Annotated in this window: 9 protein-coding genes; 4 read left to right on the top strand and 5 right to left on the bottom strand. The window is 60.9% G+C overall.

The genetic code is table 11. The features are described from left to right. Positions 1-16: 16 nt before the first annotated feature. Entirely contained in the window at positions 17-2,341 is a 2,325-nt protein-coding gene (locus ACTJGZ_RS07260; RefSeq protein WP_441662274.1) for an EAL domain-containing protein, read from the bottom strand. 206 nt (positions 2,342-2,547) lie between these two features. Between ACTJGZ_RS07260 and ACTJGZ_RS07255 the strand changes: the two genes are divergently transcribed. Both ACTJGZ_RS07255 and ACTJGZ_RS07250 read left to right on the top strand, forming a co-directional pair. Continuing rightward, positions 2,548-4,341: an NYN domain-containing protein gene (locus ACTJGZ_RS07255; protein ID WP_441662273.1), complete on the top strand. Its 1,794-nt coding sequence runs from the start codon at positions 2,548-2,550 to the stop codon at positions 4,339-4,341. An 84-nt stretch (positions 4,342-4,425) separates the two neighbouring features. Beyond that, positions 4,426-5,124, top strand: coding sequence for a DedA family protein (locus ACTJGZ_RS07250; RefSeq protein ID WP_441662272.1), 699 nt, complete (start codon positions 4,426-4,428; stop codon positions 5,122-5,124). A gap of 206 nt (positions 5,125-5,330) precedes the next feature. Here the strand turns inward: ACTJGZ_RS07250 and ACTJGZ_RS07245 are convergent, their stop codons facing one another. Together ACTJGZ_RS07245 and ACTJGZ_RS07240 are read right to left on the bottom strand one after the other, a co-directional pair. After that, positions 5,331-5,804: a GNAT family N-acetyltransferase gene (locus ACTJGZ_RS07245; protein WP_441662271.1), complete on the bottom strand. Its 474-nt coding sequence runs from the start codon at positions 5,802-5,804 to the stop codon at positions 5,331-5,333. Between the two features lie 299 nt (positions 5,805-6,103). Next, positions 6,104-8,341 carry a heavy metal translocating P-type ATPase gene (locus tag ACTJGZ_RS07240; protein ID WP_441662270.1) on the bottom strand — a complete coding sequence of 746 codons (2,238 nt, stop codon included), beginning with the start codon at positions 8,339-8,341 and terminating at the stop codon, positions 6,104-6,106. 122 nt (positions 8,342-8,463) lie between these two features. Here ACTJGZ_RS07240 and cadR point away from each other — a divergent pair, with 122 nt between their 5' ends. Further along, on the top strand, positions 8,464-8,916 hold the full coding sequence (cadR, locus tag ACTJGZ_RS07235; RefSeq protein WP_441662269.1) for a Cd(II)/Pb(II)-responsive transcriptional regulator: 453 nt from the start codon (positions 8,464-8,466) through the stop codon (positions 8,914-8,916). A 117-nt stretch (positions 8,917-9,033) separates the two neighbouring features. After that, positions 9,034-10,635: a sensor domain-containing diguanylate cyclase gene (locus ACTJGZ_RS07230; protein WP_441662268.1), complete on the top strand. Its 1,602-nt coding sequence runs from the start codon at positions 9,034-9,036 to the stop codon at positions 10,633-10,635. A 115-nt stretch (positions 10,636-10,750) separates the two neighbouring features. Here ACTJGZ_RS07230 and pgi read toward each other — a convergent pair whose 3' ends face one another. Next, positions 10,751-12,367, bottom strand: coding sequence for a glucose-6-phosphate isomerase (gene pgi / locus ACTJGZ_RS07225; RefSeq protein WP_441662267.1), 1,617 nt, complete (start codon positions 12,365-12,367; stop codon positions 10,751-10,753). Between the two features lie 162 nt (positions 12,368-12,529). Next, on the bottom strand, positions 12,530-12,937 hold a 408-nt coding region (locus ACTJGZ_RS07220), incomplete at its 5' end, for a UDP binding domain-containing protein (protein ID WP_441662266.1).

The following is a 12,937-nucleotide window of genomic DNA, read 5'->3' as shown; positions in this document are numbered from 1 at the left end:
CAGAACAAGGCGAAAATTACTCGGCGCCCTGGCAGCGCTGAAAAACAAAGCCGCTATCTTCTTCCAGCTGCTTGAGCCAGGCAGGCACATCCGCCGCCGGCAAGGGGCGCGAAAATAGGTAACCTTGCGAAATCGGGCAGCGATAAGCCACCAATAATTCACACTGCCCGCGGGTTTCCACCCCTTCTGCTACCACCGCCAGCCCCAGACTGCGGCCAATCCCGATCACCGAGGCGACCAGCGCCTGCAAGCGGGGGTCCTCCTGGCTCCTGCTGATGAAGCTGCGGTCAATCTTGACTTCCGTGACCGGCAGATTCACCAGATTGGATAGGCTGGAGAACCCCGTCCCGAAGTCATCCACCGACAAGCCTATGCCAAGCTGGCGCACACGATGCAGCAAATCCTGCATTTCAGGCGTCATAGCCATCATGGCGCTTTCAGTGATCTCTATGGTCAGGTCCGTGCCATTCAGGCAGAACTCTTTCAACAAGCCCGCCAGCATGTCCGGCAAATCGCGGTTGCGGAAATTGAAGGGTGACAGATTCACCGCCACCGCAGGCACATCCAGGCCGTCCAGACGCCACTGCGCCAGCTGACGGCAAGCCTCGCGCAATGCCCAGGCGCCTATCGCGTCAATCTGGCCGATTTCCTCCGCCAGATTGATAAAGCGTCCCGGCGGAATTTCGCCCAGTTTCGGGTCGTTCCAGCGTGCCAGCGCTTCCATGCAATGAAGCTGGCCGTTGGCGGTATATACCTGCGGCTGATACGCCAGCGTCAAGGCATTATTCGCAATGGCCCGTTTCAGAGCGGCCCCCAGCAGCAAACGGCTGCGCGCCAGCTGATTCATTTCGGGACTGAAGAACTGATAGGCATCGCCCCCCGCCTGCTTGGCGCGATACATGGCGTTCTTGGCGTTGTTGAACAGAATATCGCGATCCAGTTTGCCATCAGGGTAATGGCTGATCCCGATACTGGCCGACATGCTCAACTGATGCCCGCCCAGATTGACAGGCGCCCGCACGGCGGCCAGCAAGCGCTCGGCCATGGCAGCGGCATGGCGAATGGTGCAGCCTGGAATCACGATGACAAACAAATCGCCTTCCGCACGGGACAGGAACTCGCCGGACTTCAGCGTCTGCTGCAAGGCATTGGCAATCTGCACCAGGGCATGGTCACCCGCCACATGGCCCAAAGTGGCATTGATATCCTGCAAACGGTCAATGTCCAGGCAGAAAAAACCCATTTCCTGCTCGGGCGACCGGCGCAACAAAGCATCGACATAGTCATGCAGGCGGCCGCGGTTGGGCAGCCCCGTCAAGGCATCCGATTGCACCAGTTTTGCCATCTGCTGGCGGCTTTCTTCACGCTCGATCGCCAGGGCGCACAAATGCACGCAGGCGCTGATGATCCGCTCGTGCAACGCAGACGGCCAGCGCGCTTCATGGGAGTAGAACGAAAAGATGGCGGCAACACTGCCGTCACGGCGCTTGATCGGATACGACCAGCATGCATGCAGGCTATGCGCCAGCGCCACGCTGCGGAAATTCTGCCATAGCGGGTCTGTGGCAATATCGTAAGCCAGCACGCGGGTGCCACGCGCCGCGGCGGTGCCGCAACTGCCCACACCTTCCCCGACGGCATGGCCGACGATGGTGCTGGTGTAGCCTTCCGATAAAAACCCCATGAACCATTCCTGCAGCGTGCCTGCGTCCTGATCCACGGTCATGAGCGAGGGCAACACTTCCGGCACGATGCCATGCACCAGTTGGCACAAGTAGCGGCCCAACTCTTCAAACGACATGCCGCTGGTCAAAGCCGCCAGCATATCGCGCTCAAGCTCCCGGATTTTCTGTTCCTGCGCCTGGCGTGCCTGCTCATGCGGCGACCACAGCTGGCAGCCGTCGCTGCCCTGCAGCCGTTTCCAGGGCTCCAGGTGGACCTCCTCGCATTGCACGCCACGGCACAAGCCTACCAGCAGGCTGCCGCCATCGCCCAGGCGCACTTGCGCCATCACGGCATGCACATAGCTGCCATCCTTGCGCGCCACACGGACGTCACGTCCTTGCGCCGAGCAAATGGCCTCAGCCTGCTCATGGCCATATTCTTCAGGCGGTATGCCGCCCGATAGCGGATTGCTGCACCGCAACGCGGCAGGCAGCAGAAATCCGGCATCGCGCCCCACAACTTCCGAACGACCATAACCCCACAGCCGCTCTGACGCACGATTGAAAAAATAAATACGGCCGTCCTGGTCCATAAACACCATGGCCACCGCCGCTTCCCCCAGCAAGGCTAGAGGAAGTCTTTCATCGCACGTACCAAAGTCTTCTTCTTTTTCCATTGATACGCTCTCTTTTGCAATCCAGCCGCGAAATACCTCAGAGCGAACCCAGAATCGTCCTAGCGGTTCAGCCGTACTGCGATCAGGCTGATTTATACACCATGTGTTACAGCATCCGCCATCATGCGAATTCTAGTTTTTGCACATCTCTCGCAGAGAAACACATTAATATGCAGTTTTTGCACGTTTTTTTGGGGCTTTCACGCATGGCAACAGGCAATAGCGACAGCATCAGCATGGCCGTTTTCTGCGATTTCGAGAATGTTGCCCTGGGCGTTCGCGACGCCCAGTACGAGCAATTCGATATCCGGCCCGTACTGGAACGCCTGCTGGTCAAAGGCAGTATTGTGGTGAAAAAAGCCTATTGCGACTGGGATCGTTACAAAGGCTTCAAAAACGCCATGCACGAAGCGAACTTCGAACTGATCGAAATTCCCCATGTGCGCCATTCCGGCAAAAATTCGGCTGATATCCGGCTGGTCGTTGACGCACTGGACCTGTGCTACACCAAGTCGCATGTGGATACCTTCGTCATCATCAGCGGGGACTCGGACTTTTCTCCGCTGGTCTCCAAGCTGCGTGAAAATGCCAAGCAAGTCATAGGCGTGGGCGTCAAACAATCCACCTCGGATTTGCTGATCGCCAACTGCGATGAATTCATTTTTTATGATGACCTGGTCCGTGAGCAGGCACGCCGCTCCGGCCGTCAGAGCACTCGCGACGCGGGCCAGGGCAAGCGCAGCGCCAGCCCCGAAGACAACCGGCCGCGCCGCGAAGACCTGGAGACGCGGCGCGCCCAGGCTCTTGAAATCGCCATGGAAACCTATGATGCGCTGTCTTCCGAACGCGGGGATGGCAGCAAGCTCTGGGCTTCCGTCCTGAAAGACGCGATCAAGCGCCGCCGGCCTGATTTCAACGAGTCCTACTATGGCTTCCGCGCCTTCGGCAACCTGCTCGAAGATGCCCAGACGCGCGGCCTGCTGCATGTCGGCCGCGATGAGCGCTCCGGCACCTATGTCTGGCGTGATGGCAGTACGGTTGCCCCGGACACGCCAGCCCAGCACGAAGACCGCGAAGAACGCGCGGACCGCGCAGAACGCCTGCAAGAAGGCAGCGACCCGTCAGGCGGCGCTGGCAGCGACAAAGCCCGGCGCAGCGACGAAAGACGCGATGAACGGCGCGATAAGGACAAGCGCCAGGGCGACCGGAAAAAGCGCAAGGATGAGCACCGCCATGGCGATACCGCGGCCCGCGAGCGCCACACAGAGGCACACCTGAGCACTGAGCCGGCCGACGGCCATACCCCCCGCATGCCATCGGAAGACCTTACGCCTGCCCCGGCAAGGTCACAAACGGCAGCCGCGCAAATAGCAACCACGCAAGTGACAGCCACGCAAACGGCAACACCAGAAGGCGGAAACGCCCCTGGCGCCGCCCTCCCCGCCGAAGAGACGGCGCTGGCGGAGCAGGCCAAACCGGCGCGCAGGTCAGCCGCCAGACCGCGCAATGGCCGCAATACCAGTGGCGGCGGCAATCAAAACCGCAACAGCAGCGAGAGCCGCGATACCAGCGGCCATGACAAGCATGCGGAGAGCCAGGGCGGCCAAGCGCATGCAGCGGCAAGCCCGCAAACCAGCCAGCCCGCCACTGGTGCACCTGCTGCTGCGCCTGCCACGCCTGCTGCGGCAAGCAGCGCCGATAGTGTGAGCACGGCGCCATTGGCCCCATCGGCTGCGCTGCCCGGCCAAACATCCGCCATCTCGCCTATCTCGCCTGAAACCGCCACGACCAACACTAGCAAACCTGGCAAACCCCGGGCGGCCGCAAAAAGCGCCAAAACAGCCAGACCAAGCAAAACGGCCCGCGCTGCGGAAGCCCCCGAGACAGCCGCGGATACGGACACTGCGGCTGCCGCAGCCGCCGCACCGGCCAAAAAAACCAGCCGCCGCAAACCGAAAGCAGCGGCTGCCGACGCGCCGGGCGATAAACCTCAGCAATAAGTTACCCCTCGTCATCCCCTTGCGTATCGCAAAGCGCTATGCTTTCGGCTCCGCGATACGCGCAGACCCCTAGCCTGACCTGTAATGGAATTCTTCAGCTACATCAGCGATCTTTTTGTCTATCTTTTTGACTTCATCCTGCACATAGATGCCCACCTGGCTGAGCTGATACGGGATTACGGCGTTTGGGTCTATCTGATCCTGTTCCTGATCGTCTTTTGCGAAACCGGTCTGGTGGTTACCCCCTTCCTGCCAGGGGATTCGCTGCTGTTCATGACAGGCGCCTTTGCGGCGCTACCGGATACCCCGCTGAACGTGCACGGCATCGCCCTGCTGCTGCTCGCTGCCGCCATTATTGGCGATACAGTGAACTACACCATCGGCAAATATTTCGGCGCCAAACTGTTCAGCAACCCGGATTCCCGGCTGTTCAAGCGCAGCCACCTGATGTTGGCGGAACAGTTCTATGAACGCCATGGCCGCTCCACCATCATCATTGCCCGTTTCGCCCCCATCGTGCGCACCTTTGCCCCGTTTGTAGCCGGTATGAGCCGCATGCACTACCGCACCTTCATGCTCTTTAACGCACTGGGCGCAATTCTGTGGGTGGCGCTATTCGTTTATGCCGGCTACCTGTTCGGCAACCTGCCCATTGTGCGCAACAACCTGACGCTGCTCGCGCTGGCCATCATTGCCATCTCGGTGCTGCTGCCCATGGGGCAAGTCTGGATTCAGCGGCGCCGCAGCCGGAAGCTGCAACAGGCGGCCCACAAGCCAGAGTAACGCCGCCAGAGTAAAACCGCCGGAATAAAGCTGCCGGATTACAGCTGGATCAAAGCCCGCAACAGCCGCTCAAGGCAGTTGCTCAAAACAGCTCGCAACCAGCAGCCCGCAACCGCGCTGCCGCACTTGGCCTTAGACAAAAAACCGGCCCTGCAATCTGCTTGCAGGGCCGGTTTTTCTTAGGCTGTTGCGAAGGTACAAACCGTTCAGGCGGCGCTGCCCACTGGCATCCGGTATTCAATCACACCCGGCTTTTGCGCCACCCAATCATACAAACGCTGAGCGGTATGATTGCTTTCCTGCGTATGCCAGTAGAGGCGATCGCATTGCTGTTCGCGAGCCTGGGCCTGCACATACTCGATCAATTGCTTGCCGACATGATGGCCACGGGCCGCCGGATCCACATACAGGTCTTCCAGATAGCAAAAGTCATGGCGCCCCCAGGTGGAGCGATGATAGACATAGGTCACAAAACCGTAGATCCGCGTCTCGTCGGCCGCGACCGCGCAATGCACCGGTTCCGCCGGGTCGAAAAACCGCGCCCAGGTGGTCTGGGTCACCGCCGCATCCAGCTCGACCTGATAGAAAATCTGATACGCAGCCCAATAGGCATGCCATGCCCCGAAGTCTGCTTGCGTGAGCGGGCGAACCGCGATCAAGGTGTTTACTGCTGTTGTCATGGTGCAATCCTTGCCAGCCTGGGCTGGCGATGTTCTGGCACCGGCAATCGGCCGGTAACGCTGCGCCCATGCCTATTGCATCGGGCTTGCGCTGATTTATATCGCGCCAGCGCCAGCCTCAGACAGACCAGTTTCCCTGAAACTTCCAGACCACCTGACTTGCGGCCCGCCCCCGACCGCCCCCTCCCACCGCCGCAAGCAGACAAATGCCCCGGCAAGCGGGGCATGAAATACGGGGCATGACGCAGCGCTTGCCCAGCCCTTGAGGCACCGCTAGCGCGGGGCTGGGGCTATCTGGACTATGCCTTGGCGCGCAACAGGCGCAGGCCGTTGAAGACAACCAGCAGGCTGGCCCCCATATCGGCAAACACCGCCATCCACATGCTGGCCTCACCGGCAATGGCCAGCACCAGGAAAATGACTTTGATGCCCAGAGCCAGGCCGATGTTCTGCCACAACACCCTCGCCGTGCGGCGCGCGAGCCGGACGAAGTACGGCAGCTTGCGCAGGTCGTCATCCATCAGGGCAACATCGGCAGTCTCCATCGCGGTATCTGAGCCCGCCGCCCCCATGGCAAAACCGATATCGGCCTGCGCCAGCGCGGGCGCATCATTGATGCCATCCCCCACCATACCCACCACGATGCCGCGCTGCTGCAAACCACGCACAGCGGCCAGCTTGTCTTCCGGCAACTGATTGCCCCGGGCATCATCAATTCCGGCCTCACGCGCAATCGCTTGCGCAACATGCTGATTGTCCCCGCTCAGCATCAAGGTGGAAACGCCCAGCGCATGCAGCTCGGCAATCGCCTCGCGGCTGCTGGCCCGCAAGGTATCCGCCACCCCGAAGAGGGCCAGCATCTGCGTGCCTGAGGCCAGGGCCACCACGGTCTTGCCTTCACTGGCCAGCGCATCCATGGCGGCCTGCGCAGCGCCATCCGCCACGCCGCCGTCTGCCATCAGCTTCCAGTTGCCCAGGCGGTAATCCTGCCCGTCCATCCGGCCTTTGGTGCCTTGCCCGCTGACAGCCTCAAACCCATCCACCTCACGCAGCGCCAAGCCGCGGCTCGCCGCATGCCGCGCCACCGCCTGTGAGACCGGATGATCCGACAGGGCCGCCAGGCTGGCGGCCAGCACCAGCACGGCATCCCCCTGCGCCGCCTCTTGCGGCGCGGCCATTCCCATGCCGTTATGAAGACGGATATCGGTCAATGCCGGTTTGCCATGCGTCAGCGTGCCGGTCTTGTCCAGCGCCACCCAGGAAAGCTTGCGCCCCTGCTCCAGGAAAGCGCCCCCTTTGACCAGCACCCCGACTCGCGCCGCAGCCGCCAGGCCGCTGACAATCGTCACGGGTGTCGAAATGACCAAGGCGCAGGGGCAGGCAATGACCAGCAGCACCAAGGCCCGGTAAATCCAGTCCATCCAGGCGCCGCCCAACAAAAGCGGCGGCAGCAGCGCAACCAGCAGCGCAATCACAAACACAGCTGGCGTATAAATCCGGGCGAACCGGTCCACAAACCGCTGCGTCGGCGCCCGGGTAGCCTGCGCGCCTTCCACGACCGCAATAATGCGCGCCAGTTTCGAGCCATCCGCCGGTGCCGTGCTGCGATACAGCACCAGCGTGGAGGTATTGATACTGCCGGCAAAGACAGCATCCCCCGGGCCTTTCTCGACCGGCAAGCTTTCCCCTGTAATGGGAGACTGATCCAGCGCCGCCTGCCCCTCGACAATGTCGCCGTCCAGGGCGATACGTTCACCAGGGCGCGCCCGCACCAGGCTGCCAACCGGCACCTGCGCGGCCGGCTGCGGCGACCAGCTGCCGTCTGCCTGCTGCACATCCACAGTTTCAGGCGCAATATCCATCAAGGTGCGGACGGCATTGCGGGCGCGCTCCAGAGAACGCGCTTCAATCAGTTCCGCCAGGGTAAACAGGAACATGACCATTGCCGCCTCGGGCCATTGCCCGATCAGCACCGCGCCTGTGACCGCGACGGTCATCAGCGCGTTCATGTTCAAATCCAGGCGCGCCAATGCGGCCAGACCAGCCTTGTAGGTCGAAAAACCGCTGCAAACAATGGCGATGACTGCGAGCAGCAAAACGGCCCAGTTGCCGTCCCCCAGCATCCAGTGAACGATTTCCGACCCCAGCGCGGCGGCCCCCGCTACCCAGAGCGGCCAGCCGAATTCGGTGCTATGCCCATGATCGCCATGGTCGCAGCAGGACAAGGCATCCCCGCCAGCATCCGCGGCACATGGTTCCGCGCACGCCGCCGCATTGCCCGTCACACTCCCCGGCACATTCCCCGGCGCGCAGCATGCGCTGCCCTTGCCATTGCCGTTGCCATGGCCCTGCGAATGGTCATGGCTGTGGGCGCCGGCATGGGCATGGGCATGCGTATGGCTGTGGCCATGATGACCCTCATGCTGATGCGCCTGCGTCGAATCCTGCTGGTGCTCCCGCTTGCCATCGGGGCGCCCGCTGACGGGGCCGCCAGGCAAGGCCTCATGTTCCGCCTGTTTGAGCCGATTGTTTTCCATGGCATGCATCCTGCTGTTGCATTAATCTTGCCCTCATTACAAACCCTGTAGTGGCTATAGGGTCAAGCGCTATAATGAGAAAGACGAGATACCGCCCTTTCCCTATCGTCCCGGAGACTGCCATGAAAATAGGCCAGCTTGCCCAACACACCGGTTGCGGGGTCGAAACCATCCGCTACTACGAACAAATCGGCTTGCTGCCGCCGCCTTTGCGCAACAGCAGCAATTACCGCGTTTATGGCGCCGAGCACCATGAGCGCCTGCTGTTCGTGCGCCATTGCCGCTCCCTGGATATGTCACTGGACGAGATCCGCACCTTGCTGGCCCTGCGCGAAGAACCCCGGCAAGGCTGCCAGCAGGTCAATACCCTGCTGGACCGCCACATCGAAGAGATCGAACAGCGCATGGCGGCCCTGAACGATCTGCGCACCCGGCTCGATAGCCTGCGCCGCCAATGCAATGGCGACCATCCCGTAGAAGAATGTGCCATCATTCAGGGGCTGTCACACTGCGCGCAATGTGACGGCAGCCCTGCCGAACCGCTACATCACGAGCACACAGCAGCCACGTTTTAATTCTCCGTATTTCCGTTCGCGCGCGGCCCTTGCCACCAGGGCCGCGCAGACAAACGCCATGCTGCGCGTGCCATCCCTGAGTGGCACGGCTTGAACCCATTCGTGCGGACTGACAGGATGCCCCACTCTTTTTCACTCCGAATCAATCTTCGCCGCCTCATCCTGTTTCTTTCACTGCTCAGCGCCTTTGCCGCGTTGATCAGCACCTTTCATTCCAGCTATACGGTGCAGCGCCAGCAATTGATAGACCAAACCTTGGAAAGCAGCTATTTGTATGCCAACAAGCTGGCCACCAGCACCGACGAGTTTCTGAATGCCTCGCTGCAGCAATTGCATGCAGCCGCCCAGATTCTGGCCTCCCAGATGGACAATACGCCACGGCTGGAAGAAGAAGCCGCGCGGCTGCACACCCAGACTGATACATTCAACTCCGTCGTTATCACCGACGCTAACGGCGATGTGCTTTCGACCTCACCCAATACCCTGGGCATCCTTGGCCGCCGCTTGACCACGCTAGGCATCCAGGAAGCCCTGGCTGCCCGCAAGCCGCTGATCAGCAAGCCCTATCTTTCCACTGTCGGCAATTTCCTGATTTTCATGTCACAGCCGGTTTTCTCCACGAATGGCGATTTTCTCGGTGTCGTGGGCGGCTCCATCTACCTGAAACAGGACAGCATTCTGAACCGCCTGCTGGGCACCCACTATTACCGTGACGGATCCTATCTGTACGTCATTGATCAGCACGGCACTATCCTCTATCACCCCGACAGTACCCGTATCGGTGCTGCGGCGCGGCGCAATGCCACGATAGAAAGCCTGCTGCAGAAACGCTCAGGCAGCGGCGTCGTGACCAATAGCAAAGGCATAGAGATGATTACCGGCTATGCGATCATGCCCCTGACCAACTGGGGTATTGTGGCCCAGCGCCCAGTCAGCGCCACGCTGGCGCCACTGGATGCCTTGATGCAGAAAATGCTCTTCCATACGGTGCCTTTCGCCGTCCTGATCTTTATCCTGATCTGGTGGTGCGCCAGCAAGGTGTCGCAGCCGCTGCAATTGCTGGCCAATGAAGCAGGCAATATGGAAGACCCGAATACCGGGGACAAAATCAATCGCGTCCGATCCTGGTATTTCGAAGCGCACGAACTCAAACGCGTCATGTTGCTGGGCGTTACCCTGCTGAACCAGAAAATCAGCAAATTGCGGGAAGACGCGGAAACCGACCCCTTGACCCGGCTTGCCAACCGCCGCAGCCTGGATGCCGCCCTGGAGCAACACCGCCAGACCGGCACCAGCTTTTCGATTATTTCCGTTGATATCGACCGCTTCAAGCGTGTCAACGACACCTACGGCCATGATGCGGGCGATGTCGTGCTACAGATGCTGGCGCAGGAAATGATGCAAGCCTCCCGCCACCTGGACTTGCCCTGCCGGGTAGGCGGCGAGGAATTCCTGATTCTGCTGCCGCGCACCGATAAAGCCCTGGCCGCCCAAGTCGCCGAGCGTTTGCGCCTGCGCATTGCCGCCGTGGACTTCACCATCGTCGGCCATATTACGATTTCACTGGGTGTGGCCAGTTGGCCCGAAGATGACGCCGATATTGGCGCCGTCCTGAAGTATGCGGACCTCATGCTGTATCAGGCCAAACATAATGGCCGCAACCGCGTGGAAGTCCATGGCGTGGCGTCTGCCACCGACCTGGCGCCCTCTCCAGGCTGAACGCGGGGAAAGGCCAAGGCCAGGCACCCCGGCGCTGCGCCGCGGCATGTTGGCAGATCAGGCTTGGCAGGCCAGGCCTGGCAGGCTTAGGCGACCTTAGCCTGCCAGGCCTTGTTCACGCCTGACGGATACGGCGCAGCAGCCCGGCGGTCGATGCATCCGTGCCGCTGACGTCTTCTTCCGGCGCACGTATGCGTTTCAGGGTCTCGGTCGCAATGCGTTTGCCCATTTCCACCCCCCATTGATCGAAGGGGTTAATGCCCCAGATCACGGATTGCACGAATACCTTGTGTTCGTACATGGCAACCAGCGCGCCCAGGCTATAGGGTGACAACTCATCGAGCAACAAGGTGGAGCATGCCTGATTGCCCCGGTAACGCATGTGCACCGGCAAATCCGCCACCGCTTCGGGCAGCGCGGCATCGCCCAGCGCCAGCAAACGCGACTGCGCCAGGCAATTCGCCAGCGCCAGCTCATGCTGCGCCACCAGTTCACGCATGGCTTCGGTATAAGCGTGTTCGCGGTAGCGGCGCACCGGCACGATGAAATCGCAAGCGACGGCCTCGGTGCCCTGATGCAGCAGCTGGTAGAAAGCGTGCTGGGCATTCGGGCCAACGCCGCCCCAGATAATGGGGCAAGTCGCCCGGCTGACAGGCTTGCCGTCACGGCGGGTACTTTTGCCATTCGACTCCATTTCCAGCTGTTCCAGATAGGCGGGCAAATGATGCAAACGCCCGTCATAAGGCAAAACAGCCAGGGCATGAACACCCAGGGCATTGATGTTCCAGACACCAATCAAGGCCATCAGCACTGGCAGATTTTCACGCCAGGGCGCATGCCGGAAATGCTGGTCCATATCGCGTGCGCCGCGCAACAGGCTGCGGAATCCGTCCATCCCCAGGGCCAGCGCAATCGGCAGGCCGATTGCCGACCAAAGCGAAAAGCGGCCCCCGACCCAATCCCAGATACGCAGTTGGTTCTCTTCCGGAATCCCCCACTGCGTCATTTTTTCTGCGACAGAAGACACACCGATAAAGTGGCAACGCAGCAGGCCTTCCATATCCCCCAGACTGCGGCGCAGCCAATGCAAGGCGGTTTCCGCATTGGCCAGGGTATCCACCGTCGTGAACGACTTGGAAGAAATAATGAATAGTGTCGTATGCGGATTCAAGGTGCGCAGCAGATAAGCCAGCTGGCTGCCATCCATGGTCGAGGCAAAGTGCAAACGCACGGGGGTATCGCCGAAATCGGCGGTCAGGGCGCGGCAAACCATTTGCGGCCCCAAATCAGAACCGCCCACACCGATATTGACCACATTGGTAATGGCTTCGCCCGTTACCCCGCGCCATTGCCCGGCATGCACCTTGCGCACGATGCGTTCCATGTGGCGCAACTGCTCATGCACCTGCACGCCAATATCTTCATCTTCCAGCACGCATGGCATATCGTCGGGAACACGCAAGGCCCAATGCAGCGCAGCGCGCCCTTCCGTCGCATTCACCGACGCGCCGGAAAACAGCTCGTTCATCCAGTGTTCCAGGCCGGCCTCACGCGCCACATCGCACAACATATCCAGGGTTTGCGGCAGCAGGCGTTGTTTGGAATAGTCGAACAGCAGCGGCCCGAAGCGGCAATGCAAAGACTCAAAGCGCTCAGGGTCATCAGCAAACAGCGATGCGACATGGCGCACCTTCATATCCAGCGCATGCTGCAGCAATGCGTTCCAGCTCATAGATTTCACACCTTTATGCCCTGCACCTTGGCGGCACAGAAAGATTCGCAGGCCGCGCAGGCGGCATATCCTGCCGGCGCCCTTGCCGGTCTTGCACACACGCCGGGCCGCGCCAGAACCGGCAGAACTGCCCGGCCCTGCGCTCTGACACCGGCGCCGCGCTCAATGCCGGCCTATTCCGTGGTACACGAAACCGCTTTCCTTGACGAAATCCGGATCCCAGATATTGCGGCCATCCAGCAGGACACTATGGCGCATCAATTTCGCCATACGCGCAAAATCCGGGCTCCAGTACCCCTTCCACTCCGTCACCAGCAACAAGGCATCCGCCTGCTGCAGCGCATCGTAGGGGTCATCATGCAAGGCCAGCACCTGCCCTTGTTCTTTGGCCCAGGCCCCGAGGGTGCCCATGGCCTTGGGGTCATGCACGTGCACCTCTACCCCTTGCGCCCACAAGGCCTCTATCAGGCGCAAGGAAGGCGCATTGTCGATGCGTGCCGTTCCTGGCTTGAAGGCAGCGCCCCACAACGCCACACGCCGCCCCTTCAGGTTGGCTTCATAGTGCTGCCA

Source organism: Kerstersia sp. (assembly GCF_052103615.1).
Classification (GTDB): Bacteria; Pseudomonadota; Gammaproteobacteria; order Burkholderiales; family Burkholderiaceae_B; genus Kerstersia.
Note: the sequence above shows the minus strand (reverse complement) of the source record. Positions and strands in the feature narration are given on the sequence as shown.

Excerpts from the sequence above, each read along its gene's own strand:
- ACTJGZ_RS07260 (WP_441662274.1), bottom strand. The coding sequence starts at position 2,341 with ATGGAAAAAGAAGAAGACTTTGGTACGTGCGATGAAAGACTTCCTCTA.
- ACTJGZ_RS07255 (WP_441662273.1), top strand. The coding sequence starts at position 2,548 with ATGGCAACAGGCAATAGCGACAGCATCAGCATGGCCGTTTTCTGCGAT.
- ACTJGZ_RS07250 (WP_441662272.1), top strand. The coding sequence starts at position 4,426 with ATGGAATTCTTCAGCTACATCAGCGATCTTTTTGTCTATCTTTTTGAC.
- ACTJGZ_RS07245 (WP_441662271.1), bottom strand. The coding sequence starts at position 5,804 with ATGACAACAGCAGTAAACACCTTGATCGCGGTTCGCCCGCTCACGCAA.
- ACTJGZ_RS07240 (WP_441662270.1), bottom strand. The coding sequence starts at position 8,341 with ATGGAAAACAATCGGCTCAAACAGGCGGAACATGAGGCCTTGCCTGGC.
- cadR (WP_441662269.1), top strand. The coding sequence starts at position 8,464 with ATGAAAATAGGCCAGCTTGCCCAACACACCGGTTGCGGGGTCGAAACC.
- ACTJGZ_RS07230 (WP_441662268.1), top strand. The coding sequence starts at position 9,034 with ATGCCCCACTCTTTTTCACTCCGAATCAATCTTCGCCGCCTCATCCTG.
- pgi (WP_441662267.1), bottom strand. The coding sequence starts at position 12,367 with ATGAGCTGGAACGCATTGCTGCAGCATGCGCTGGATATGAAGGTGCGC.